The sequence below is a fragment of the Selenomonas sp. KH1T6 genome, assembly GCF_900108415.1.
GTDB lineage: Bacteria > Bacillota > Negativicutes > Selenomonadales > Selenomonadaceae > Selenomonas_B > Selenomonas_B ruminantium_A.
Window position 1 is genome coordinate 231,600 of record NZ_FNWN01000001.1, and the last position, 21,920, is coordinate 253,519.

Sequence of the window (21,920 nt, forward strand, 5' to 3'; positions counted from 1 at the left end):
TCAGAAATCCTTGCCAGTCAGCATCTTATAGGCTTCCTTGTACTTGGCAATAGTTTTGTCAATGATGTCCTGGGGAAGCTTATAGCCCTTGTCAGGATTAGCCTTCAGCCAGTCACGAACGAACTGCTTGTCATAGGAAGGCTGTCCATGGCCTGCTTCATAGCCTTCAAGAGGCCAGAAACGGGAGCTGTCGGGAGTCAGCATCTCGTCACCAATGACGATGTTGCCCTCCTCGTCCACGCCGAACTCAAACTTTGTATCAGCGATGATGATGCCCTTGGACTTGGCGTACTCGGCGCACTTCTTGTAGATGGCAATGGTGTAGTCGCGGATTTTCTCCACATATTCCTGACCATGGCCGGGGAAGACTTTCTCTACACAGGCTGCGCCCTGCTCCAGGGTTACGTTCTCGTCATGGTCACCCAGCTCAGCCTTGGTGCTGGGGGTGAAAATGGGCTCAGGAAGCTGCTGGGACTCTTTGAGACCGGCAGGCAGCTTGATACCGCAGACAGTGCCGTTTTCCTGATAGCTTTCCCAGCCGCTGCCGGTGATGTAGCCACGCACAATGCATTCCATGGGAATCATCTTGAGTTTCCGGCACTTGGTGGTGCGTCCCTGGAACTCATCTTTCTGGAAGAACTCCGGCAGGTCTGCCGTGTCCGTGGAAAGCACATGGTTCGGCAGGATATCGCTGGTGAAATCAAACCAGAACCTGGACATCTGGGTGAGGATAGCGCCCTTGTCCGTAATATCGTTCTCAAGGATATGGTCAAAGGCCGAAATGCGGTCAGTGGCCACCAGTACCAGGCTGTCATCCAGGTCATAGATTTCGCGGACCTTGCCGGATTTGAACGGTTTGTACTCTTTCATGAGCTTAGATCGTCTCCCCTTCTCTAATGAGTGATTAACTTGGCTACTCTCCCATAATATATGCAAATCCATTCTCTGTCAACAAAAAGGGACATATGTCCTTGCATTCAAAAATCGTCTGACAAATAAAACTTTACAGCAAAAAAGGACGCCCTCAGGCGTCCCCAGAAAATCATGATATTCCTACTGTTCTTCAAACTGATCCTTGCCTACGCCGCACAAGGGGCAGACAAAATCCTCCGGCAAATCCTCGAACTTCACGCCGGGAGCCAGGTCGTAATCCGCATCTCCCTTTGCCTCATCGTAAATCCAGCCGCATACTGAGCAAACCCATACCTTCATAACAGGCCCTCCTATTCAGATACCATCAACAGACTTTCTTTAATTGGTATCTTCTTCATAGAGAGGTCTTATTCCTGCCTGGTCAGGGCAGTTATCTGCTCAAAATAACTATAAGGCACCTGCATCCTGCCCTCAATCCCCGTTCCCAGTTCAATGCCGGGGCGGTTCGTGCCATGGAAGTCCGTGCCGCCGGTGGGCAGCAGGCTGTACTTGTCTATCATATAGGCGGCAAAAGCCTCGTCCTCGGCGGTGTAGTTGGGATAAAAACGCTCCATGCCGTCCAGCCCCATCTCATGCAGGCGCAGGATAGCCTGCTCCTGCTCGTGGCGGTCAAGCCCCTTGAGGCCGATGGCCTTGTGAAAATGTGCCAGGGACGTAACTGCCCCTGCTTCGTGAAGCAAAGGCAGGGCTTCCTCAGCAGTGATATTGACATTTATCCCCAGTTCCCTGGCAGCAGGGTCAAGGAAATTGTCCCAGATGGGCTGGGCCCTTTCATACATGTGCAGAGATACCATGAAGCGCATGAGGGCATACCTGTCCACATTGCCTCTGGCAAAGGGACGCACTTTCTCCAGGGAAATGTCAATGCCCTTATCCCGGACAAAATCTATCATCTCAGGAATCCTGGCTTCCTTGATGCCGCGCACTTTCTGATAGAGTTTTCGGAAGGAAGGGTGCTCAGGGTCAAAGCCCAGGCACACGATATGCACCTTATGGCTCTCAAAATCAGCGCTGAGCTCCATGCCGTTGATAAAGCCCACACCGCAGGAAGCAGCAGCCTCAGCCGCCTCCTGGCACCCCAGCATGCTGTCGTGGTCCGTCAGGGCAAAGGCCGCCACCCCCCGCTCTTTTGCCAGCTCAGCCAGCCCTGCGGGGCTGTAGCTGCCATCTGAAATATAGGAATGCACATGCAGGTCAATTATCTTCTCCAACTTGATTGTCCTTTCCCTTGCCCTCTATCAGCTTCTGCTGCATGAGGAAAAAATTATGCACGGCCTCTGCTGCAGGCCTGTTCATGCCGGGAGCAGAGGCCAGTTCCTCCACTCCCGCCGCCTTGATTTTTGCCAAACTGCCGAAATGAGCCCAAAGGGCCTGCCTGCGCTTGGGGCCGATGCCTACGATATGGTCCAGCACAGACACCATATTGCGCTTGCCTCGAAGTTTCCTGTGATAAGTGATGGCAAAGCGGTGAGCTTCATCACGGATGCGCTGGATAAGGTAGAGTGCCTGGCTGTGCCGCGGCAGCACCACGGGTTCGCTCTCACCTTCCCTGAATACCAGTTCAAACTGCTTGGCCAGACCTACCACCGGCACCTGCAGATGCCCTGCCTGCTGCCTGATGATTTCCAAAGCAGAGGAAAGCTGTCCCTTGCCGCCGTCAATGACGATAAGATCCGGCAGTTCTTCCTCTGGCAGCCCCACATAACGGCGGGTGGTGACCTCCCTCATGGAAAGGAAGTCATCAGGCTTGCCTTCGGTGCTCTGGATCTTGAAGCGGCGGTAGTCCTCCTTTTTGGGCAGCCCGCCTTCGAAGACCACCATGGAAGCCACAGTTTCGGAGCCCTGTATATGGGAAATATCGAAACATTCCATGCGGTTGGGCAGCTTCGACAATCCCAGGTACTGCCCCAGTTCCCGCACCGCTCCCATGGTCTGCTCATTGGCCTGCTTGAGCTTGGCTGCCTCGTCCTGCAGGTATTTCTCGGCATTGCTGGCGGCCATGGAGACGATGTCCCGCTTGGTGCCGCGCTGGGGACGGATAAGATGCACCTGGGCCTTGCCCTTCTTCTCCGTCAGCCATTCTTCCAGCAGCAGCTGCTCCTCAGCAGGAATCTCCAAAGGAAGCAGTATCTCCCGCGGCACGAAGGCAGCTCTATGATAATACTGCTGCATGAAAGCCAGCAGTATATCTTCATCCTTTTCTTCCTCGCTGCCTCCCAGCAGGAAATGCTCCCGGCCTATCATCTTGCCGCTGCGTATGAAGAAAATCTCCACGCAGACACCCATTTCAGAGCGGGCCAGTCCGATGGCATCCTGGTCCCCCGCCCCCGTGATGATATTCTGCTTTTCCGCCACCTTCTGCACAGCCAGCAGCTGGTCGCGCACCCTGGCAGCCAGTTCAAAATTATAATCCTCTGCTGCCTTTTCCATGCGGAAAGTGAGTTCCTTTTCCACCTCATCCGTGCGGCCTTCCAAAAACAGCAGCACCGCCTTGATCATAACCTGATAGTCTTCTTCGGAGACTTTGCCCACACAGGGAGCCAGGCAGCGCTTGATGTGGAATTCCAGGCAGGGCCTGTCCTGCAGGTGCTTGCAGGTACGCAGGGGAAACAGCCGGCGCAAAAGCTTCAAGCTGTCCTTCACTGCCATGGCATTGGTATAGGGACCGAAATAGCGTGAGCCATCCCTGGTCAGCCGGCGGGTGATGAAAACACGGGGAAACTCCTCCTGCACCGTGACCTTCACATAGGGATAGCTTTTGTCATCCTTGAGGCTGATATTGTAATGGGGGCGGTGCTTCTTGATGAGGTTGCATTCCAGGATCAGGGCCTCCACCTCAGTGCCAGTCATGATGGTCTCAAAATCCGCAATATGGGATACCATGGCCCGCACCTTGGGAGAGTGGTTCTTATTGCTCTGGAAATACTGCCGTACCCTGTTCTTCAGCACCACGGCCTTGCCTACATAGATAATCCTGCCCTGTTCGTTCTTCATAAGGTAGACCCCGGGGCTGTCCGGCAAAAGCTTCAGTTTTTCTTCCACTATTTCAGTCATTTTCTGTTACTCCAGTACATAGGCACGAACAGCAAATACGTGCAAGGCAAGGGCAAAACAGCTTACTTTTCCCTTAGTTCTGCAACGTCTCTTTCCCGATCTGCTTCAGTCTGAGGTCCGGATATGAACATTGCATCACCAAAAGAGAAGAACCGGTATTTATCTTCCACTGCCGTCTTGTAGGCCTCCAAAATAAATTTGCGGTTCGCAAAAGCACTTATCAGCATAATCAAAGTGGACTTGGGCAGGTGGAAATTGGTGATGATAGCGTCTACGATCTTGAAGTCATAGCCGGGATAGATGAAAATCTGGGTCCAGCCGCTCTTGCCTGCAATCTCATTTTTGGCCGTGGCGGCAGATTCCAGGGTGCGGATAGAAGTAGTGCCCACGGCGATGACACGGTGCCCAGCTTCCTTGGTCTGCTTGATCAGGTCTGCTGTCTCCTGGGGAATGGAATAATATTCCTTGTGCATCTCATGTTCTTCGATTTTTTCCGTGCTGACGGGACGGAAAGTGCCCAAGCCTACATGAAGGGTCACAAAGCCCAGGTTGATGCCCATGTCCTTCAGTTCCTGCATCTGTTCCTTGGTGAAGTGCAGGCCCGCCGTGGGAGCGGCAGCGGAACCCTCCTCACGATTGTAAACCGTCTGGTAGCGTTCCTTATCCTCCAGCTTCTCATGGATATAGGGCGGCAGAGGAGTCTCTCCCAGCCTGTCAAGGATCTCTTCAAAAATGCCGTCAAACTTGAATTCCACAATGCGGCCGCCGAAGTCCGTATGGTCAGTAACCACGCAGGAAAGTTCCTCACTGAATTCAATCTCGTTGCCGGGGCGGGCCTTCTTGCCGGGCTTCACCAGAGTTTCCCAATGGGTGGCATCTATGCGGCGCAGCAGGAAGACCTCCACCTTGCCCCCAGTCTGGGCACGATGGCCAATCAGGCGGGCGGGCAGCACGCGGGTGTCATTGAAGATAAGGGTATCACCGGGCACCAAAAATTCCTTGAGGTCGTAGAAATGCTTATGCTGGATAGATTTATCCTGAGGGTTCAGTACCATGAGCCGGGAGGCATTGCGCGGCTCTATGGGAGTCTGGGCAATGCGCTCTTCTGGCAGGTCGTAGTCAAAATCTGATAATAACATGCTTAAAATCCTTCTTTTCCGTGAATCAAGTCAGTATAGTTTTTTCAGCGCCGTATGCTGATAGTAATGCTTCAGTATATCCCGATAACCCTTTCCCGCTTCTGCCCATTTCTTTGCTCCCCACTGGGAAAGTCCCAGGCCGTGGCCCCAGCCATATCCTTCCACCGTGACCTGCTTGTGGCTCATCTTCATATCGAACATGGTGCTGCGCAGCCCCAGCAGGCTGCGCAGGTCATTGCCGCTGACTGCGGCCCTGCCCTTGCTGCCCACGAAGACCACCTGCTTTACCCTGCCGGAGACCGTACGTTCCTTGCTGCTCTGGCCTATCTTGAGGCTGGACAGCTCTATTCTCTTCAAGTCGCCTATGTCCTTATGGCTGCTCTTGCCAGCCAGGGAAGCCACACGCTCAGCTGTGAAGGTATTCTTCCAGGGCTTGGTATACTTCTCCTTCTCCTCCACTGCCCGGAGATAGGGCAGTTTGCTGCCCCAGACATCTTCGCTGTTTTCCGTCATGCCGCCGGAATCAGTATGGAAAAGAGCATCAATGAGCTGGCCCTGATAAGTCAGCACTTCCCCTGCCGTAGCTTCAATGGCCTTATCGGCAGCCGCCTTTTCCGACTTCCGGCCCAGATACTGCTGGCAGTGGGTATTGGCGCAGAGGTCAAAGCCCTCCCCCTCATGGCGCTTGCGATTTTCCAAAGCATAGGTGCGAGCCGCTATTGCCTGGGCTTTCAAAGCCTCGACAGGCCAGTCAGGGGGCATTTCCTCGGGAACTACCCCCTTCAGATAATCTTCCGTATCCACCACATTGATGAGGGCCAGCTTGCCGTGCCTGACCATGATTTTGGCCGTTCCTCTGTAATCTTTTTGGCTTAAAGTGAAAACATAATCTTTCACATCAGGTGCAGCTTTGATGAAAAGCCCTTCCCCGTTATTCTTCAGTTTTTTGCCATTGACTGAAAAATGGCTGCCGCCATGGGTAATGGAAAGCTGGCTTCCTGCGGGCAAGGTCAAAGCTGGTTTTTTCGCATTCCCCTCAAAAATCTGGCTCTTGCAGGGCAGCTTGAGGGTAAGGGCCTCCTGACCATCTGTCAGGCCAATGGAAAGCTGCGGCTGCCAGGCCGCCTCTGCAGGCGTCAAGGCAAAACAGGAAAACAGGCAGGCTAAAGCAAGAACATTTTTTTTCATAAGGCTCCTCCTTCTCCCAAAGCAGCAGCGGCTTCCAGCCGGGCACGTTTTTTGGCCTTGTTTTCCTTTTTCCGTGCCTTGCGGATAGCCTTGGAATATCTCTCTTCTTCAGAAAAAATGCAGCCGCAGTAGGGCTGGCGGTAAAGCTCCAGTTCCTGGCTGATGTCAATGCCCTCCTGCCAGCCGGGACGGAAATCCTCATAATAGAATTTCACGCCGTAGACATCGGCAAAATGCTCTGCTGTGCGGCGCATGAGGTCATGCTGCTGGTAAATGCTGTAAAAAAGCGTGGAGGTAAAGGCTTCAAAGCCCTGCTCTGCGGCAAATTTGGCAGCCTGCTCCAGACGCCAGGTGTAGCACATGGTACAGCGCCCGTTGGGCTCCGTTTCCGCTATCAGCGCCCTTTTCAGGAAGTCACGCAGGCGGTATTCCTCGTCTGTATGGATTTCCAGCTGCACTTTTTCCGCAAACTCTTTGGCGGCCTTCAAGCGCATTTCCCACTCTTTGTAGGGGTGGATATTGGGGTTGAAGAAATAGCCTACGGGCTCAATGCCCTCTTCCCGCAGCTTCTTCACGGGATAGCAGGAACAGGGACCGCAGCACATATGCAGGAGAAGCCTCATCGTCTCACCTCAATCTTTAATCTGTGGGATAGGGAATCCCCAAATGTTCATACCCTGCCCGGGTGACTACACGCCCCCTGGGTGTACGGTTGATAAAACCCAGTTGTATAAGGAAGGGCTCGTATACGTCTTCGATGGTATCCGTAGTCTCGCTGATGGCAGCAGCCAGGGTATCCAGACCCACAGGACCGCCAGCGAATTTCCTGATCATGGTATTCAGCATGCGCCTGTCTGTGTGGTCAAGTCCCACCTCATCCACTTCCAGCATGCGCAGGGCCTTGTCCGCAATCTCATCGGTGATGATGCCCTGCCCCTCTATCTGCGCCACATCACGGACCCGCTTCAGCAGGCGGTTGGCAATGCGGGGGGTGCCGCGGGAACGGCGGGCTATTTCCAGCGCCCCCTGGTCCTCGATGGGAATCTCCAAAATCTCAGCGGCCCGCTTCACAATATGCACCAGTGAATCCGGCGTATAGTATTCCAAACGGGAAATGACACCGAAGCGGTCCCGGAGAGGAGGTGCCAGGGCTCCTGCCTTGGTGGTAGCCCCTATCAGGGTGAAGGGGGCAATATCCAGCCGGATAGAGCGGGCACTTGGCCCCTTGCCGATGATGATATCCAGGGCATAGTCCTCCATGGCGGAGTACAACACCTCTTCCACACTGCGGGAAAGCCTGTGGATCTCATCGATAAAAAGCACATCTCGTTCCTGCAGATTGGTAAGCAGCGCTGCCAGGTCACCCTGCTTCTCGATGGCGGGACCGGAGGTCTGGCGGAAATTGACCCCCAGCTCATTGGCGATGATGCCGGCCAGGGTAGTCTTGCCCAGTCCCGGGGGGCCATAGAGCAGCACATGGTCCAGGGCATCCCCGCGGTTCAGGGCTGCCCTGATGAAAATATCCAGATTGTTCTTGGCCTTGTCCTGGCCTATGTATTCACTGAGCTTCCGAGGGCGCAGGCTGTACTGCCAGTCGTCTGCCATCTGCTCCCCCATGGAGACGATGCGGCTGTCCTCCAGGCTCATATCATTGAAATCTTCCACTGTTCCCCTCCTTAGGCTCTGCTCAAGAATTTAAGGGCCAGCTTGATGATCTCGGCAGAATCCTTGCCTCTGGCGGCCTGTTTCAGGGCCGGAGTGATCTCCGCCTGAGTATAGCCCAGAGAAATCAGGGCTGCCTGGGCTTCTGCCACCTTGTCATCCGCCACCTCATCCTCGCTGACCAGCAGCAGTTCCTCTGCTTCGTCGCCCGTGAAGGAAAGCTTGTCCTTCAGCTCCAGCACCAGCCTTTCTGCTGATTTTTTGCCGATGCCAGGCAGCTTGGTAAGAATGGTGAGCTGCTTGTTCTGGATAGCCCGGCTGAGGCCGTCCAGTGTAATGTGGGACAGTATTCCAAGAGCTACCTTGGGACCAATGCCTGAAACGGAAATCAGGAGCTGGAAGGTGTCGTATTCCCTTTGGGTAGCAAAGCCATAAAGCTGCAAAGCATCTTCCCTGACGCTTAAATAAGTGAAAAGCTGTGCTTCCTCATTCAGCCGCAATTCCCTGCGGGTAGCTTCAGAGATAAAGAGCCGATATCCCACGCCATGTACATCCAGGAAGGCATGGTCTGCCATAAGGTATGCAACTTTGCCTCGTAAATAACCAATCATAATCTATATCCTTTGCTGAAATACCTGCTAGAAGATCAGCCCAGCTTATTCCGCCAGGTGATGCTGTTCATGCAGTGAGTGGTACAGATGGCAATGGCCAGGGCATCTGCCGTATCATCGGGATGGGGCGGCTCCCGCAGGTTCAGGATCTTGGTGACCATGTAGATGACCTGCTCCTTGGTAGCCTTGCCATACCCCGTGACAGACTGTTTCACCTGCAGGGGAGTGCGCTCCACCAGTTGCAGGCCATTCTTGGCCGCCGCCAGCAGCACTATCCCCCTGGCCTGCCCCACGGGAATAGCCGTGGTGATATTGCGGTTGAAGAAAAGCTGCTCCACGCCCATCACATCAGGCTTGTGCTCCTTGATGAGGGCATCCAGCTCATCGTAGAGCTTCATGAGCCTTTCCTCCATGGGCATCTTGGGACTGGTGGTGATGGCGCCGTAGGCACGGGGCACCAGGCGGCTGCCCACCTGCTCCACAAAGCCGTAGCCGCAGATAGCGGTGCCCGGGTCTATTCCTAATGCTAGCATAAAATCTCCGTATATACGCAAGATAGGCGGCCAAACTGGCCGCCCTTCTCAAATATTATGGGGACAATCAGTCCTCATCAATCTCATGGTTGCTGTAGACGTTCTGGATATCATCATTGTCTTCCAGTGCATCGATGAGAGTCTGCATCTTCTCTGCATCCTTGCCTTCCAGATGAACCGTGTTGTCAGGCACCATGGTGACTTCTGCAGAAGCCGTCTCAATACCCTTCTCACCCAGAGCTGCTTCGATAGCATCGAAAGCATCCGGCTCAGCCGTAATCTCGAAGACATCCTCATCGACCTTCATGTCATCAGCACCGGCCTCGAGGACAATTTCCATCAGAGCGTCTTCGTCATCGAAGGTTTCCTTCTCAACCAGGAACACAGCCTTCTTCTTGAACATCCAGGCCACGCAGCCATCCTGGCCCAGGTTGCCGCCGTACTTGGAGAAGAGGTGGCGCACATCTGCAGCCGTGCGGTTGCGGTTATCCGTGAGGATATCCAGCATGACAGCCGTGCCGCCAGGACCGTAGCCCTCGTACATGAGCTCCTCGTAGTTGCTGCCCTCAGTAGCGCCCAGGCCCTTCTGGATAGCACGGTTGATGTTATCCTTGGGAATATTGTTAGCCTTGGCCTTGGAAAGGGCCAACTTCAGGCGCATATTGCCGGTGGGATCCCCGCCGCCCATGCGCACAGCTATAGTGATTTCACGGCCAATCTTCGTGGTTATCTTGCCGCGGATAGCGTCATTTGCGCCCTTCTTCCGCTTGATGTTGGCCCATTTAGAATGTCCTGACATAAAAGAACACCGCTCCTTCTTTGATTACTAAACTTCTTTATTCTAACATTTACCCGTCACTCCGTCAATGTATAGACGGCCTTTTCTCTCAGGACTGAAGGCGTGCAGCGGCCTTGTTCATGAACTTTTCTTCATTCACAGCAAAGCGCTCATGTGTGCCCTCACCTATCAGTCCGACTTCATCATAAGCCGCAATCCTATAGGTTATTTTGGGTCCTTCCACGGACTCAACCACAGCCTCAGCCCTGACACGTCCACGCAGGGGCGTAGGTGCTTTATGCAGGATATTGATGGCTCCTCCCACAGAAGTATATCCCTCAGGCAGCAAGGTCTCAGCCAGCTCTGCTGCTGCCTTTTCCATCAGGCACGACATGGCGGGGGTAGCATAAACCGGCAGGCTGCCGCTGCCCATGACACCTGCGGTTTTATCTTCTGTCACCCTGTCTGTCACTTCATGCTTCATCCCCGGCTTGATTTCCTTTATTTCCATCTAAAGCACCTCCGCTTTCTGTCAAGTCACTGATATCATGCTTACAGAACTTAGTATACGCCTGGGGAAATGACTTGACAAATTTTTTATGTCTAAGTACAATGCAAACATGCTGTTTATCTAAGTGTCAAGACAGCAGGAATGTCATTATTATCCTTATTAACAGAAAGAGGTCTTGGTACATGATTCTTGAACGCTTGGAAAAGCTCCCGGTGGGGTCCTTCCAGTACAAGCTGCTGGCAGTGACCGGACTGGGCTGGCTTTTTGATTCCATGGATACGGGGCTTATCGCCTTCGTGCTGCCGGTGCTGGCCAAAGACTGGAGCCTGACGCCTGCCCAGATGGGCTGGATTGGTTCCATCGGCCTTATCGGCATGGCCCTGGGGGCGGTGCTGGCCGGCACTCTGGCTGACCGCATCGGCCGCAAGAAAGTCTTCTCCATCACGGTGCTGCTCTACAGCCTTTCCACCGGCATGTGCGCCCTGTCCTGGAGCTATGAGTCTTTGCTTTTCTTCCGCTTCCTGGTGGGCTTCGGCCTGGGAGGCGAACTGCCGGTGGCAGCCACCCTCATGAGCGAATACGCTCCCTCCCACCTGCGGGGACGTTTCATCGTGCTGCTGGAAAGCTTCTGGGCTTTGGGCTGGCTGGTAGCTGCCTGCATCGCCTATCTGCTGATTCCCATGTTCGGCTGGAAGATTGCCTTTGTCATCGGCACCCTCCCCGCTCTCTACGTCTTCCTTATCCGCCTGCACATGCCTGAGTCTGTCCGCTACCTTCTTTCCAAAAACAGGGTAGAAGAAGCCAAGGATATCATCCTCAGCCTGGAGAAGAAGCTCTCTGTAGTGAGCCAGCCCTTTGAAGGCGAACTTACCCCCGTGGAAAAAGGCCAGGTAAAGGAAGAAACTCCTCGCTTCACCAAACTTTGGAACCGCCAGTTCCGCATGCGGACGCTGATGCTGTGGCTGGCCTGGTTCGGCATTGTCTTCAGCTACTATGGCATCTTCATGTGGCTGCCCTCCATCGTCTTTGCCCAGGGCTTTGCCGTGGTGAAGACCTTCGAATATGTGCTGATTATGACTCTGGCACAGCTCCCCGGTTACTTTGCCGCCGCCTATCTGGTGGACGTGATCGGCCGCAAGTATACCCTGTCCCTTTTCCTGCTCATGAGCGGTGTCTGCAGCTTCTTCTTCGGCAACGCTTCATCCTCTGAGACTCTTCTCGCCTGGGGCGCAGCCATGAGCTTCTTCAACCTGGGGGCCTGGGGCGTCATCTACACCTACACCCCGGAGCAGTATCCCACCTCCATGCGTGCCCTGGGCAGCGGATGGGCCGCAGGCTTCGGCCGCATCGGGGGCATGCTGGCTCCCATGCTGGTAGGCGTCATGATTGCCAGCAGCTTCGGCATGAACACCATCTTCCTGATGTTTGCCTCTGTCTTCGTCATTATTTCGGCAGTAGTCATTGCCCTGGGACATGAGAGCAAGCAGAAGTCACTGGAGGAGCTTGAAACAGTCCTTGACAACTGACAGCCAGAATCCAACTTAACAATGCTATTCACCAAATCCCGGCTCACGTCTAAGTGCCGGGATTATTTTATGTTAACAGAAAAAAGCTGCCACACGCTTATTGCGTATGACAGCTCTGCGCTCATCCTGCCCTTAAAGATTGAAATTGATGCCTTGCCCTTTGTGCCGTCCTGTCCTCAAAACAAGGAAAAGCCACCTCTCTGTCCTGGAGGCTCATGCTGGTTCTGCGCCTCCTGACCAGCAAGTACCTGCCTATATGGCAAAGCCTGAACCCAAACTTCAAGACCACATGAATGGAAAGAACAAACAAGCTGATAAGTATAGCATCCATAGCAGTAATATCTCCTTTGTCTATATTTCCGTACCTATGTTCTGCTTATATACTACCATACTTATGTTCGCTTGTCTATGCTTTTTAGAACATTTATTCCTTAAAGTTCTGTTATCCTGGCAAACTGTTCCCTGTACTGGGCAGCCAGCACAGGCAGCACGAAGTCCATATCTTCCCGGTTCTCCAGGGTAGCGGCTGCTGCTTCCCTGGCTTGCAGCAGGATATCCATATCCCCCAGCACATCGGCAATCTTGAGGTCCGGCAGGCCATGCTGCATGTGGCCGAAGAACTGGCCGGGGCCGCGCAGCCGCAGGTCTTCCTCAGCCAGTTGGAAGCCATCGGAGGTGCTTTCCATGATTTTCAGCCTCTCCCTGGCATTTTCCGTCTTGCCCTCGGACACCAATATGCAGTAAGACTTGTACTGGCCGCGCCCGATGCGCCCCCTGAGCTGGTGCAGCTGGGCCAGGCCGAAGCGGTCTGCATTTTCAATGACCATCATGCTGGCATTGGGCACATTCACCCCCACTTCTATGACCGTAGTGGACACCAGCAGCTTCACCTTGTTCTCATAGAACGCCTCCATCACGGCTTCCTTGTCAGTCCCCTTCATGCGGCCATGCACCAGGCCGCAGGGAATGCCGTAAAAGATGCCGTAGCGCAGCTCATCATAGACTTCCTCTGCCGAAGGCAGGTCACTGTCCTCGCTGCCCTCTATCAGGGGACAGACCACATAGGCCTGCCGGCCGGCTTCTATCTGGGTGCGCACGTACTGATAGATAAGCTCCCGCCTGTCCGGCTGCCGCAGGAAGGTCCTGATGGGCTGGCGCCCTGGGGGCAATTCCCTGATAAGGGATACGTCCAGATCCCCATACACTGTCAGGGTCATGGTGCGGGGGATGGGGGTAGCGGTCATGACCAGTACATCAGGGGTAAGATTCCCCTTCTTCTCCAGCGCCGCCCGCTGGTCGATGCCAAAACGGTGCTGCTCATCCGTTACCACCAGCCCCAGCCTGGCAAAGTCCACCCCCTCCTGTATCAGAGCATGAGTGCCGATGACGATATCGTATTCCCCGGCAGAGAGGGCTGCATACATTTCCTCCCGCTTCTTTTTCGTCAGCCTGCCGGAGAGGAACCCCACCCTTAGCCCCAACGGCTCCAGCTGCGCCTTGAAGCTCTCGTAATGCTGGCTGGCCAGGATTTCCGTGGGGGCCATCATGGCCCCCTGAAAGCCGTTTTCCACCGTCTTTACCAGGGCCAGCATGGCTATCACGGTCTTGCCGGAGCCCACATCCCCCTGCACCAGCCGCCGCATGGGCAGGGGGCTTTCCATATCCTTGCAGATTTCCTGCCAGGCCTTGTGCTGGTCACGGGTCAGCTTGAAGGGCAGGCTTGCCAGCAAAGCTCCCACCTTGCGGCTGTTCACCAAATGCCTGATGCCCTTCCCCTCCTGCTGATTCTTCTTCTTCAGCAACATGAGGCCGCACTGAATCAGGTAAAGCTCCTCAAAGGCCAGAGCGTTCCTGGCTTCTTTTAGCTGCACAAAATCCTCGGGAAAATGTATAGCCTTCAGCGCTGCTGCTCTGGGCAGCAGCTCATAGTGCCTGCGTATTCCTGCGGGAATCAGCTCAGGCAGCTGCAAATCCGGCAAATCCTTCTCCAACAGCTCGCCCAGAATCTTGCGGAAGTACTTCTGGTTCAGCTTCTCTGTGGAGGGATATACAGGCAGTATCCCGCACCTTTCCTCAGCGTCCTCTTCCCCCTCCAGCACCTCGAAGGAATGAACCTGGCTCATGGCCAGCTGTCCCCGGCCCCCGTAGGCATAGGCGGCCTTGCCCGTCACAAAGAGCCGCTTGCCGGGCTTCAGCTTGTTCTTCAGGAATTTCTGATTGAACCAGGTGACGGTAAGGAAACCTGTGCCGTCCCCCACCATGGCAGTTAGGATGCTCATGCCCCGCCTGCCTCCCTGCTTTTCCTGCAGGTTCAGGATAGTCCCCGCCACCGTAGCCTGGACCCCCGGCTTCAGTTTCCCAATGGAAGTCAGGACACTCTGGTCCTCATAGGTGCGGGGATAATAGGTCAGGAGGTCATAGACAGTATTTATGCCCAGCTTGCCCAGGGCTTCTGCCTTCTTGGGCCCCACGCCCTTGATGTATTTCACAGAATCAGATAATTTCATAGGCTTCACTTCCGTAATTTTGTTCTATGTATATTATACCCAAGAAAGCGCACAAAAAAAAGAGCCCCAGACTGGGACTCTTTCCTAAAAGTCGTATTCAGCTTAGAGCTTCGGGCCAGCAGCCACCAGAGCCTTGCCTGCCTCGTTGCCCTCGTACTTGTGGAAGTTCTTGATGAAGCGGCCAGCCAGGTCCTTGGCCTTCGTCTCCCACTCAGCAGGATCTGCATAAGTGTCGCGGGGATCGAGAACCTTGGAATCTACGCCCTCCAGCTCCGTGGGAACTTCGAGATTGAAGTACGGAATCTTCTTGGTGGGTGCATTCTTGATAGCGCCGCTGTGGATAGCATCGATGATGCCGCGGGTATCCTTGATGGAGATGCGCTTGCCGGTGCCGTTCCAGCCGGTGTTCACCAGATAAGCCTTGGTGCCGTTGGCTTCCATCTTCTTCACCAGTTCCTTGCCGTACTTGGTGGGATGGAGTTCAAGGAAAGCCTGGCCGAAGCAAGCGGAGAAGGTCGGGGTGGGCTCAGTGATGCCGCGCTCCGTGCCTGCCAGCTTGGCAGTGAAGCCGGAGAGGAAGTAATACTGAGTCTGCTCCGGAGTCAGGATGGAAACCGGGGGCAGCACGCCGAAAGCATCAGCGGAAAGGAAGATAACGCTCTTGGCGGCAGGAGCTGCACTACGGTCGTTGACCTTGCCCTTCACGATGCCGTTGATATGGTCGATAGGATAGGACACACGGGTATTCTCCGTGACCTTCTTGTCAGCGAAATCAATCTTGCCGTTCTCGTCAACAGTGACGTTCTCCAGGAGAGCGTTGCGCTTGATGGCGTTGTAGATGTCCGGCTCAGACTCTTTGTCCAGGTTGATGACCTTGGCATAGCAGCCGCCCTCGAAGTTGAAGACGCCCTCGTCATCCCAGCCGTGCTCGTCGTCGCCAATCAGCAGGCGCTTCGGGTCGGTGGAAAGGGTGGTCTTGCCGGTGCCGGAGAGGCCGAAGAAAATAGCAGTATCCTTGCCCTCTTTGTCCGTGTTGGCGGAGCAGTGCATAGCAGCAATGCCCTTCAGCGGCAGGAAGTAGTTCATCATGGAGAACATGCCCTTCTTCATCTCGCCGCCATACCAGGTGTTGATGATGACCTGCTCCTTGCTGGTGATGTTGAACACCACAGCAGTCTCGGAGTTCAGGCCCAGTTCCTTGTAGTTCTCAACCTTAGCCTTGGAAGCGTTGTAAACCACGAAGTCAGGCTTGAAGTTCTCCAGTTCCTCAGCGGAAGGCTGGATGAACATGTTGGTGACGAAATGAGCCTGCCAAGCCACTTCCATGATGAAGCGGACAGCCATGCGGGTATCCTTGTTGGCACCGCAGAAAGCATCCACTACATAGAGCTTCTTGTCGGAGAGCTCTTTCTTGGCAATCTCCTTCACAGCTGCCCAGGCTTCCTGGGAAGCAGGATGGTTGTCGTTCTTGTATTCATCGGAAGTCCACCAAACGGTATCCTTGGAGTTCTCGTCCATGACGATGAACTTGTCCTTAGGAGAACGGCCCGTGTAGACGCCGGTCATAACGTTTACTGCGCCAAGCTCAGTAAGCTGGCCCTTGTCGAAACCGGTGAGGCCCTCTTTGGTCTCTTCCTCAAAAAGCACTTCATAAGAAGGGTTGTGGAGAATTTCTTTCACACCCGTGATTCCATACTGACTCAGATCGATGTTTGCCATTGACATTCAACCTCTTTCATTGGATATTAGGTACTCTTTATTTGTGAGATAAATTTCACATTTTCATGCAATTCAGCCCACGGCTATTATATTAGCTTATTTCTCCATAAATGTCAATAATTATTTAGGTCAAATCTTGCAGTTGCCATTTATCTGAATACAATGAATATATCATGTGAAAATAAAGAGCCTCGTACGCAGCGAGACCCTTTAGCTTAAATCCTGTCAGAACACCTTCCCCGCCATGAACCAGATCCTGCCCCTGCGCTCTGCCTCTCTGGACATGAGCTCGTCAGAGCCGATGCGCCTTGCGTAGTCCAGGCGGGCGAACCAGCTGCCCGGTTTGGTGTAGGCTAGGCCTACGCCCCAGCCTTTGAGTGTCATGCTGCCTTCGTCGCCGGAGCGGGCTATTTCTATCATAACGTCAACCCCAAAGACAAGCAAAACCGCAAGCCCCACCTCCGGCAAGCAAATACCTGCCGGAAGGGACCGCACACTCAACTCTCCTTCATCACCCAGGGAGGACAACGCCTCTCCATTGTCTGAACCTTCATTTTATGGTAAAATAACTCCATAGAAATGGACGTTTTCCAGACATGGAAAAGCTAAAATCCTGAAAGGAGCGTTTTAGGCATGGCAACAAATTTAGCGCTTGACAGCAACCTGTTAAATCAAGCCGTGCGTGTTGGCGGCTTAAAAACTCAGCATGAAACCATAACTTTGGCCCTGAAGGAGTTTATTCAGCGCCGTCAGGCAGAGAATCTCATTGCTGCTTTCGGCACCGTGGATTTTGATGAAACCTATGATTACAAAACAGAAAGGAATCGTCATGTCTAAGGTTTTAGTTGATACCTGTATTTGGTCGGAGGTTTTAAGGAGAAAGAATCCTTCACCGACAATATGTGAGACTCTCACAAAAATGCTCCGTGACCTGCAAGCTGTTATCATAGGACCTATACGGTAGGAAATATTGTCTGGTATCTCTGATGAAACTAAGTTTATGGACTTGAAAGACCGACTTTCCTTTTTGCCAGACGTTCCTATACTGACCTCAGACTATGAATTGGCCGCCCAATATTCCAATATTTGCAGGCGCAAAGGGATACAAGGCTCGGCTGTGGATTTTCTTATATGCGCCGTGGCTGTCAAAAATGAGTTTGCCATCTACACGGTTGATAAAGACTTTGAATATTATAAGACTGTTCTCCCCATTTCTCTTTGGACAGAACGGTCTTAGCAATAACCAAACAAAAAGCCTACATGTGCCTAAATCCTGGCTCATATAGGCTATTTTTTTCAAATTCTGTCAGAACACCTTCCCCGCCATGAACCAGATCCTGCCCTTGCTCTCTGCCTCTTTGGACATGAGCTCGTCGGAGCCTATGCGTCTGGCGTAGTCCAGGCGGGCGAACCAACTGCCGGGTTTGGTGTATACCTGCCGGAGGGAGCCGCACATATTATCTTGTCCGCAGAACTCACCAGTTGCTGTTCACCAGTTGTAGCTGCTCTTTATCTGTTCGGGCTTGCAGACAATGGCAATGTCGGGAATGAACTTATTCCTTTCATCAAAGCGCACCTCGGCCCCAAACATCACTTTGCAGCGCTTGCCTCTGAGAAAGTTACTGATAATGTTGAATAAGTTCCCCTGTATGAATATGTGCTTAGTATGGGCAGGGCTCATATCATACACCACTCCGTCAATCAGCTCAGACTTCTGATAATCTGCCAATGCTTCCATACGTCCTGCCCCCTTGAATGATTGGAAAAAGCCTCCCTATGCCTAAATTCTAGCACAGGGAGGCCCTTTTTCCATTTAATTTGTCAGAATACCTTCCCTGCCGCAAACTCCAGCACAGTGTCCTTCATCTCCCCTGCCCTGCAGCTGCCCTGGTGCAGCACTTCGGCATGCCTGAGTTTTGCCAGCCCCTGGGGAATAGCCTGGCCGCTGACTTCGTGGAGCTTGTCCAGCAGCTGGAATTCATCCAGCCCCTCAGTCTCCGCCCCCAGAGCCTCCAGCACGCTGCCGTTAAATTTGTAGGGGCTGGCGGTGGAGACTATCACCATGGGGCACTTATCCTTGGGATTGGCTTCGGCGTATTTCTCTGCCACCTTGGCCGCTACTGCCGTATGAGTGTCCATGACATACTTATGCTTGCGGTACACAGCATCAATCTCTGCCTTGGTTTCCGTATCGCTGACCCAGTCTGCCCAGAACAGCTCCTGGATAGCCTTAAGAGTTTCCTTGTCCACCTCATAGCTGCCCTGCCCAGCAAGCTCCTTCATCCAGCCTGCCACCTTGGCAGAGTCTTCGGTAACATGATAGAGCAGGCGTTCCAGATTGCTGGAGATCAGGATATCCATAGACGGGGTAATGGTCTTGAAGAAATCACGCTGCCTGTCGTAGATGCCCGTGCGCAGGAACTCTGTCAGCACGTTGTTGGCATTGGAGGCACAGATGAGCTTGTGCACCGGCAGGCCCATGCGCTTGGCGTAGTAGGCTGCCAGGATATCACCGAAATTACCCGTGGGCACAGTGAAGTCAATCTCGTCCCCAGCCTTGATGGCACCCTCTGCCAGCAGGTCGGCATAAGCGCTGAAGTAGTAGACAATCTGCGGCACCAGACGGCCCCAGTTGATGGAATTGGCAGAGGACAGGCGCACCCCCTTCTCCGCCAAAGTCCTGGCAAATTCCTCATCACTGAAAATAGCCTTGACCCCGCTCTGGGCATCGTCAAAATTGCCCTGCACAGCCATGACCTTCACATTGCCCCCCTGCTGGGTGAGCATCTGCAACTGCTGGATGCGGCTGACACCATCCTGGGGATAGAAGACCATGATCCTGGTCTGCTCCACATCGGCAAAGCCCTCCAGCGCTGCCTTGCCCGTATCACCAGAGGTAGCCACCAGGATCAGCACCTGGTCCTGCACCTGGCACTTGGGCAGGGCAGTGCTCAAAAGCTGAGGCAGCAGCTGCAGGGCCATGTCCTTGAAGGCGCTGGTGGGACCATGCCAGAGCTCCAGCACATGGAAATCCCCCATGGAATTCACCGGGGCGCGCCTCTCCGTGTCGAACTTGCCAGAGCCATAGGCGCGGCTGACACAGCCTGCCACTTCTTCCTTGGTATAATCCGTCAGGAACAGAGAAAGGACCTTCACAGCCCTTTCCTCATAGCTAAGCGGCACCATGGCCTCAATGTCCTGCAGGGAGACCTGCGGGAATGCCTTGGGGACGAAAAGACCCCCATCTGCCGCCAGCCCCTTGATGATAGCCTCTGCGGAATCACAAATCTCTGCCTTGCCTCTGGTGCTGCTATACTTCAAGTCAATCGCCTCTTTCATCATATCAGATACAGTGCTGAAGCACTATTGTTCTACCACAATGTAACATCTCCTGTAAATTGTAACATCAGGCGCACAAAAGTGCAATATATTTTGCCCAAAAGTGAAAAGAAAATGCCCCACTTCCCGCAGGAAATGGGACATCACCTGTCATTTATCTCTGTTTCTTATCAAAGACCCAGCAATAGGCCGCAAAGTCAGTATCAATCTTTTCCACATTAAGACCGCTGTACATCAGCTCATCGCCATAGAAGCCCCTGCCCTTGATATCCATGCCCGGCTCACCGCCGAAGTCCATGGAGGTGCGCTGGGCTGGCAGGTACTCAGTCAGCTCATACTCTGCCTCAGGGTCCAGCTCCGTGAGCTTCAGGAGACGGATAGGAGAGGCCGGCTCAGCCAGGGTCTTGAAGTACAGCAGCACCACCTGGCTGCCATCGGGGCTGATGAACTGCCAGGCCGTCTCGTTCTTCGTGCCTGCAAAGGGCGTCAGCAGGCGATGGAAACTGCCCAGCTGCAGGGTGGGGCGGATTTTCTTGTACAGCTCGATCTGGGCCTTCACCTCACGGCGCTCCTCTGCCGTGAATTTGGTGATGTCCAGCTCATAGCCGAAGTCTCCCATCATGGCGCAGAGACCGCGCATCTGCAGGCTGGTGACACGTCCCACCTGGTGGTTTGGCACCACGGAGACATGGGCACCCATGGTAATGGGCGGGAACACCAGGCTGGTGCCGCTCTGAATGGAGAGGCGCTGGACAGCATCAGTATCGTCGCTGGTCCAGGTCTGGGGCATATAGTAAAGCATGCCCGCATCAAAGCGCCCGCCGCCCCCGGAGCAGCTTTCAAAGAGCACCTCCGGGAAAGACTGGGTGATGCGTTCCAGCACCTCATAGAGGCCCAGCACAAAGCGGGTGCGCACCTCTCCCTGCCTTTCAGCCGGCAGCTTGGCAGAGTAAGCGTCCGTAATATGGCGGTTGAAATCCCATTTCACATAATCGATGGGATTTTCCCTGAGAATCCTGCTCACAGACTCCACCACATAATCCCGCACCTCCTGTCGGGAAAGGTCCAGCACCAGCTGATGGCGACCATAAGTAAGCGGATAAGCCGGTGCCTGCAAAGCCCAGTCCGGGTGAGCGCGATACAGGTCAGAGTCCACGCTCACCATCTCCGGCTCAAACCACAAGCCGAACTTCAGGCCCCGCTTGTGGGCAGAATCTGCCACCCCCTTCAGGCCATTTTTCAGCTTGGCAGTATTCACCTGCCAATCCCCCAGGGAAGAATTGTCATCGTTCCGCTTGCCAAACCAGCCATCGTCCAGCACCAAGAGCTCAATGCCCAGCTCTTTGGCAGTCTCTGCCAGCTTGTCCATCTTCTCATCATCAAAGTCGAAGTAGGTGGCTTCCCAGTTGTTCACCAAAATGGGCCGCAGGGCATCGCGGTGCTTGCCCCTGACAATATGGTGACGCACCAGCTCATGGAAGGACTGGCTCATGCCGTTCATGCCCTCATGGCTGTAGGCCAGCCAGGCCTCAGGAGTCTGGAAGCTCTCCCCCGGCTCCAGCTGCCAGCTGAAGCCCTGAGGATTGATGCCCCCCACCACGCGCACTGTGCCGAACTGCTCCACCTCGGTCCTGAAGGAGAACTCTCCGCTCCAAACCAGGCTGAAACCGTAGATTTCGCCACTGGTCTCCCCCGTGTCCGGACGGGCCAGCGCCAGGAAAGGAGACTGCTGGTGGGAGCTGGCCCCCCTGCGGCTGCTGTTCTCCTGTATCCCCCGCATCAGGCGCACCCGCTCCAGGCTCCGCTCTGCCGCATGGCCGCCGTAAAGAGAAAGGCGGTCAAAATCATGGTCGGGGAAATCCAGGACAAAGCTGGCAGCTCCGGTGAGGGCCAGGGCCTTGTCGCTGGTATTTTCCAATCTGGCACTGCGGGCCAGCACCGGCAGACTGGCAAAGATGGTATAACTGAGCTCTGCCGCAAGATTGCCTGCCAGATCCCGCAGCCTGATAATAAGCGTCTCTGCCTCCTGGTCCTCGGCGTAAGCTGCCGGCAAGCCCGCCAGGGCAGGCTTGCCCTGCCTTATCTCATAGCTGTCATAGCGAAGCTCCGTGGCGGCAGTGCCGTCTGCCAGCTTCACTTCGTAGGCAGGAGTACGGTAGTCAAGATGCCCGTAGGCAGGATATTCCTGAGGCAGCACATCCAGGGAGAAGGTACGCTCATTCTCATAGTCCCCGGGCTGGGGAGAGAAGGCGCGGTCAATGGCCTGGAAAGCCCGTCCATCCCGGAATTCCCTGATGGGCCTGCCCCAGTAGCGGTGCAGGAGATACCTGCCCCGCACCACCTGCATGACGTAGCTCATCTTCTTGTTCTTGAGATGGAATACTCCTGTCTTTTCATTATATGAAATCATCACGATGCTC

Annotated in this window: 22 protein-coding genes; 3 read left to right on the forward strand and 19 right to left on the reverse strand. The window is 54.2% G+C overall.

The features are described from left to right. The 12 genes from BLW59_RS01060 to BLW59_RS01115 all read right to left on the reverse strand — a co-directional run bounded on the left by BLW59_RS01060 (window position 1) and on the right by BLW59_RS01115 (window position 10,409). The gene (locus BLW59_RS01060; protein ID WP_074695415.1) at window positions 1-870 is read right to left on the reverse strand and encodes a phosphoribosylaminoimidazolesuccinocarboxamide synthase; all 870 of its coding nucleotides are present in this window, start codon (window positions 868-870) and stop codon (window positions 1-3) included. A gap of 183 nt (window positions 871-1,053) precedes the next feature. After that, window positions 1,054-1,212: a rubredoxin gene (locus BLW59_RS01065; RefSeq protein WP_029544165.1), complete on the reverse strand. Its 159-nt coding sequence runs from the start codon at window positions 1,210-1,212 to the stop codon at window positions 1,054-1,056. Window positions 1,213-1,280: 68 nt separating this feature from the next. Further along, a complete protein-coding gene (locus BLW59_RS01070; RefSeq protein ID WP_318258196.1) occupies window positions 1,281-2,144 on the reverse strand; it encodes a PHP domain-containing protein in 864 nt (287 codons plus the stop codon). Further along, a complete protein-coding gene (gene uvrC / locus BLW59_RS01075) occupies window positions 2,128-3,987 on the reverse strand; it encodes an excinuclease ABC subunit UvrC (RefSeq protein ID WP_074695417.1) in 1,860 nt (619 codons plus the stop codon). Before uvrC ends, BLW59_RS01070 begins: the two co-directional genes overlap by 17 nt. Before the next feature lie 62 nt (window positions 3,988-4,049). Then, a complete protein-coding gene (queA, locus tag BLW59_RS01080) occupies window positions 4,050-5,126 on the reverse strand; it encodes a tRNA preQ1(34) S-adenosylmethionine ribosyltransferase-isomerase QueA (RefSeq protein WP_029544170.1) in 1,077 nt (358 codons plus the stop codon). A gap of 30 nt (window positions 5,127-5,156) precedes the next feature. Then, entirely contained in the window at window positions 5,157-6,314 is a 1,158-nt protein-coding gene (locus BLW59_RS01085; RefSeq protein WP_074695418.1) for a SpoIID/LytB domain-containing protein, read from the reverse strand. Beyond that, on the reverse strand, window positions 6,311-6,937 hold the full coding sequence (locus BLW59_RS01090) for an epoxyqueuosine reductase QueH (RefSeq protein WP_029544173.1): 627 nt from the start codon (window positions 6,935-6,937) through the stop codon (window positions 6,311-6,313). Before BLW59_RS01090 ends, BLW59_RS01085 begins: the two co-directional genes overlap by 4 nt. A 16-nt stretch (window positions 6,938-6,953) precedes the next feature. Continuing rightward, complete coding sequence (ruvB, locus tag BLW59_RS01095; RefSeq protein WP_029544174.1) at window positions 6,954-7,961, reverse strand: Holliday junction branch migration DNA helicase RuvB; 1,008 nt, start codon at window positions 7,959-7,961, stop codon at window positions 6,954-6,956. A gap of 29 nt (window positions 7,962-7,990) precedes the next feature. Then, entirely contained in the window at window positions 7,991-8,587 is a 597-nt protein-coding gene (gene ruvA / locus BLW59_RS01100; RefSeq protein WP_029544175.1) for a Holliday junction branch migration protein RuvA, read from the reverse strand. Window positions 8,588-8,622: 35 nt separating this feature from the next. After that, window positions 8,623-9,120: a crossover junction endodeoxyribonuclease RuvC gene (gene ruvC / locus BLW59_RS01105; protein WP_029544176.1), complete on the reverse strand. Its 498-nt coding sequence runs from the start codon at window positions 9,118-9,120 to the stop codon at window positions 8,623-8,625. 67 nt (window positions 9,121-9,187) lie between these two features. Next, entirely contained in the window at window positions 9,188-9,919 is a 732-nt protein-coding gene (locus tag BLW59_RS01110; RefSeq protein ID WP_029544178.1) for a YebC/PmpR family DNA-binding transcriptional regulator, read from the reverse strand. 88 nt (window positions 9,920-10,007) lie between these two features. After that, complete coding sequence (locus BLW59_RS01115; protein ID WP_074695420.1) at window positions 10,008-10,409, reverse strand: thioesterase family protein; 402 nt, start codon at window positions 10,407-10,409, stop codon at window positions 10,008-10,010. A 182-nt stretch (window positions 10,410-10,591) separates the two neighbouring features. Between BLW59_RS01115 and BLW59_RS01120 the strand changes: the two genes are divergently transcribed. Further along, window positions 10,592-11,935 carry an MFS transporter gene (locus BLW59_RS01120; protein WP_074695422.1) on the forward strand — a complete coding sequence of 448 codons (1,344 nt, stop codon included), beginning with the start codon at window positions 10,592-10,594 and terminating at the stop codon, window positions 11,933-11,935. A 431-nt stretch (window positions 11,936-12,366) separates the two neighbouring features. Here the strand turns inward: BLW59_RS01120 and recG are convergent, their stop codons facing one another. From recG to BLW59_RS17245, 3 genes are all read right to left on the reverse strand, one after another. After that, entirely contained in the window at window positions 12,367-14,442 is a 2,076-nt protein-coding gene (gene recG, locus BLW59_RS01130) for an ATP-dependent DNA helicase RecG (RefSeq protein WP_074695424.1), read from the reverse strand. Window positions 14,443-14,544: 102 nt separating this feature from the next. Then, the gene (pckA, locus tag BLW59_RS01135) at window positions 14,545-16,161 is read right to left on the reverse strand and encodes a phosphoenolpyruvate carboxykinase (ATP) (protein ID WP_029544187.1); all 1,617 of its coding nucleotides are present in this window, start codon (window positions 16,159-16,161) and stop codon (window positions 14,545-14,547) included. 225 nt (window positions 16,162-16,386) lie between these two features. Next, entirely contained in the window at window positions 16,387-16,581 is a 195-nt protein-coding gene (locus BLW59_RS17245) for a hypothetical protein (RefSeq protein ID WP_139283492.1), read from the reverse strand. Window positions 16,582-16,794: 213 nt separating this feature from the next. Here BLW59_RS17245 and BLW59_RS01145 point away from each other — a divergent pair, with 213 nt between their 5' ends. Both BLW59_RS01145 and BLW59_RS18285 read left to right on the forward strand, forming a co-directional pair. Then, window positions 16,795-16,998, forward strand: coding sequence for a type II toxin-antitoxin system VapB family antitoxin (locus tag BLW59_RS01145; protein ID WP_029544190.1), 204 nt, complete (start codon window positions 16,795-16,797; stop codon window positions 16,996-16,998). Between the two features lie 133 nt (window positions 16,999-17,131). Further along, a complete protein-coding gene (locus BLW59_RS18285) occupies window positions 17,132-17,398 on the forward strand; it encodes a PIN domain-containing protein (RefSeq protein ID WP_413778173.1) in 267 nt (88 codons plus the stop codon). Window positions 17,399-17,467: 69 nt separating this feature from the next. Here BLW59_RS18285 and BLW59_RS17605 read toward each other — a convergent pair whose 3' ends face one another. The 4 genes from BLW59_RS17605 to BLW59_RS01165 form a co-directional block, all read right to left on the reverse strand. Next, the gene (locus BLW59_RS17605; protein ID WP_175463320.1) at window positions 17,468-17,617 is read right to left on the reverse strand and encodes a hypothetical protein; all 150 of its coding nucleotides are present in this window, start codon (window positions 17,615-17,617) and stop codon (window positions 17,468-17,470) included. A 33-nt stretch (window positions 17,618-17,650) separates the two neighbouring features. Next, complete coding sequence (locus BLW59_RS01155) at window positions 17,651-17,899, reverse strand: Uma2 family endonuclease (RefSeq protein WP_029544194.1); 249 nt, start codon at window positions 17,897-17,899, stop codon at window positions 17,651-17,653. Between the two features lie 83 nt (window positions 17,900-17,982). After that, window positions 17,983-19,503: a threonine synthase gene (gene thrC / locus BLW59_RS01160; protein WP_074695428.1), complete on the reverse strand. Its 1,521-nt coding sequence runs from the start codon at window positions 19,501-19,503 to the stop codon at window positions 17,983-17,985. Window positions 19,504-19,654: 151 nt separating this feature from the next. Further along, the gene (locus BLW59_RS01165; RefSeq protein WP_074695430.1) at window positions 19,655-21,910 is read right to left on the reverse strand and encodes an alpha-galactosidase; all 2,256 of its coding nucleotides are present in this window, start codon (window positions 21,908-21,910) and stop codon (window positions 19,655-19,657) included. Between the last annotated feature and the right edge of the window lie 10 nt (window positions 21,911-21,920).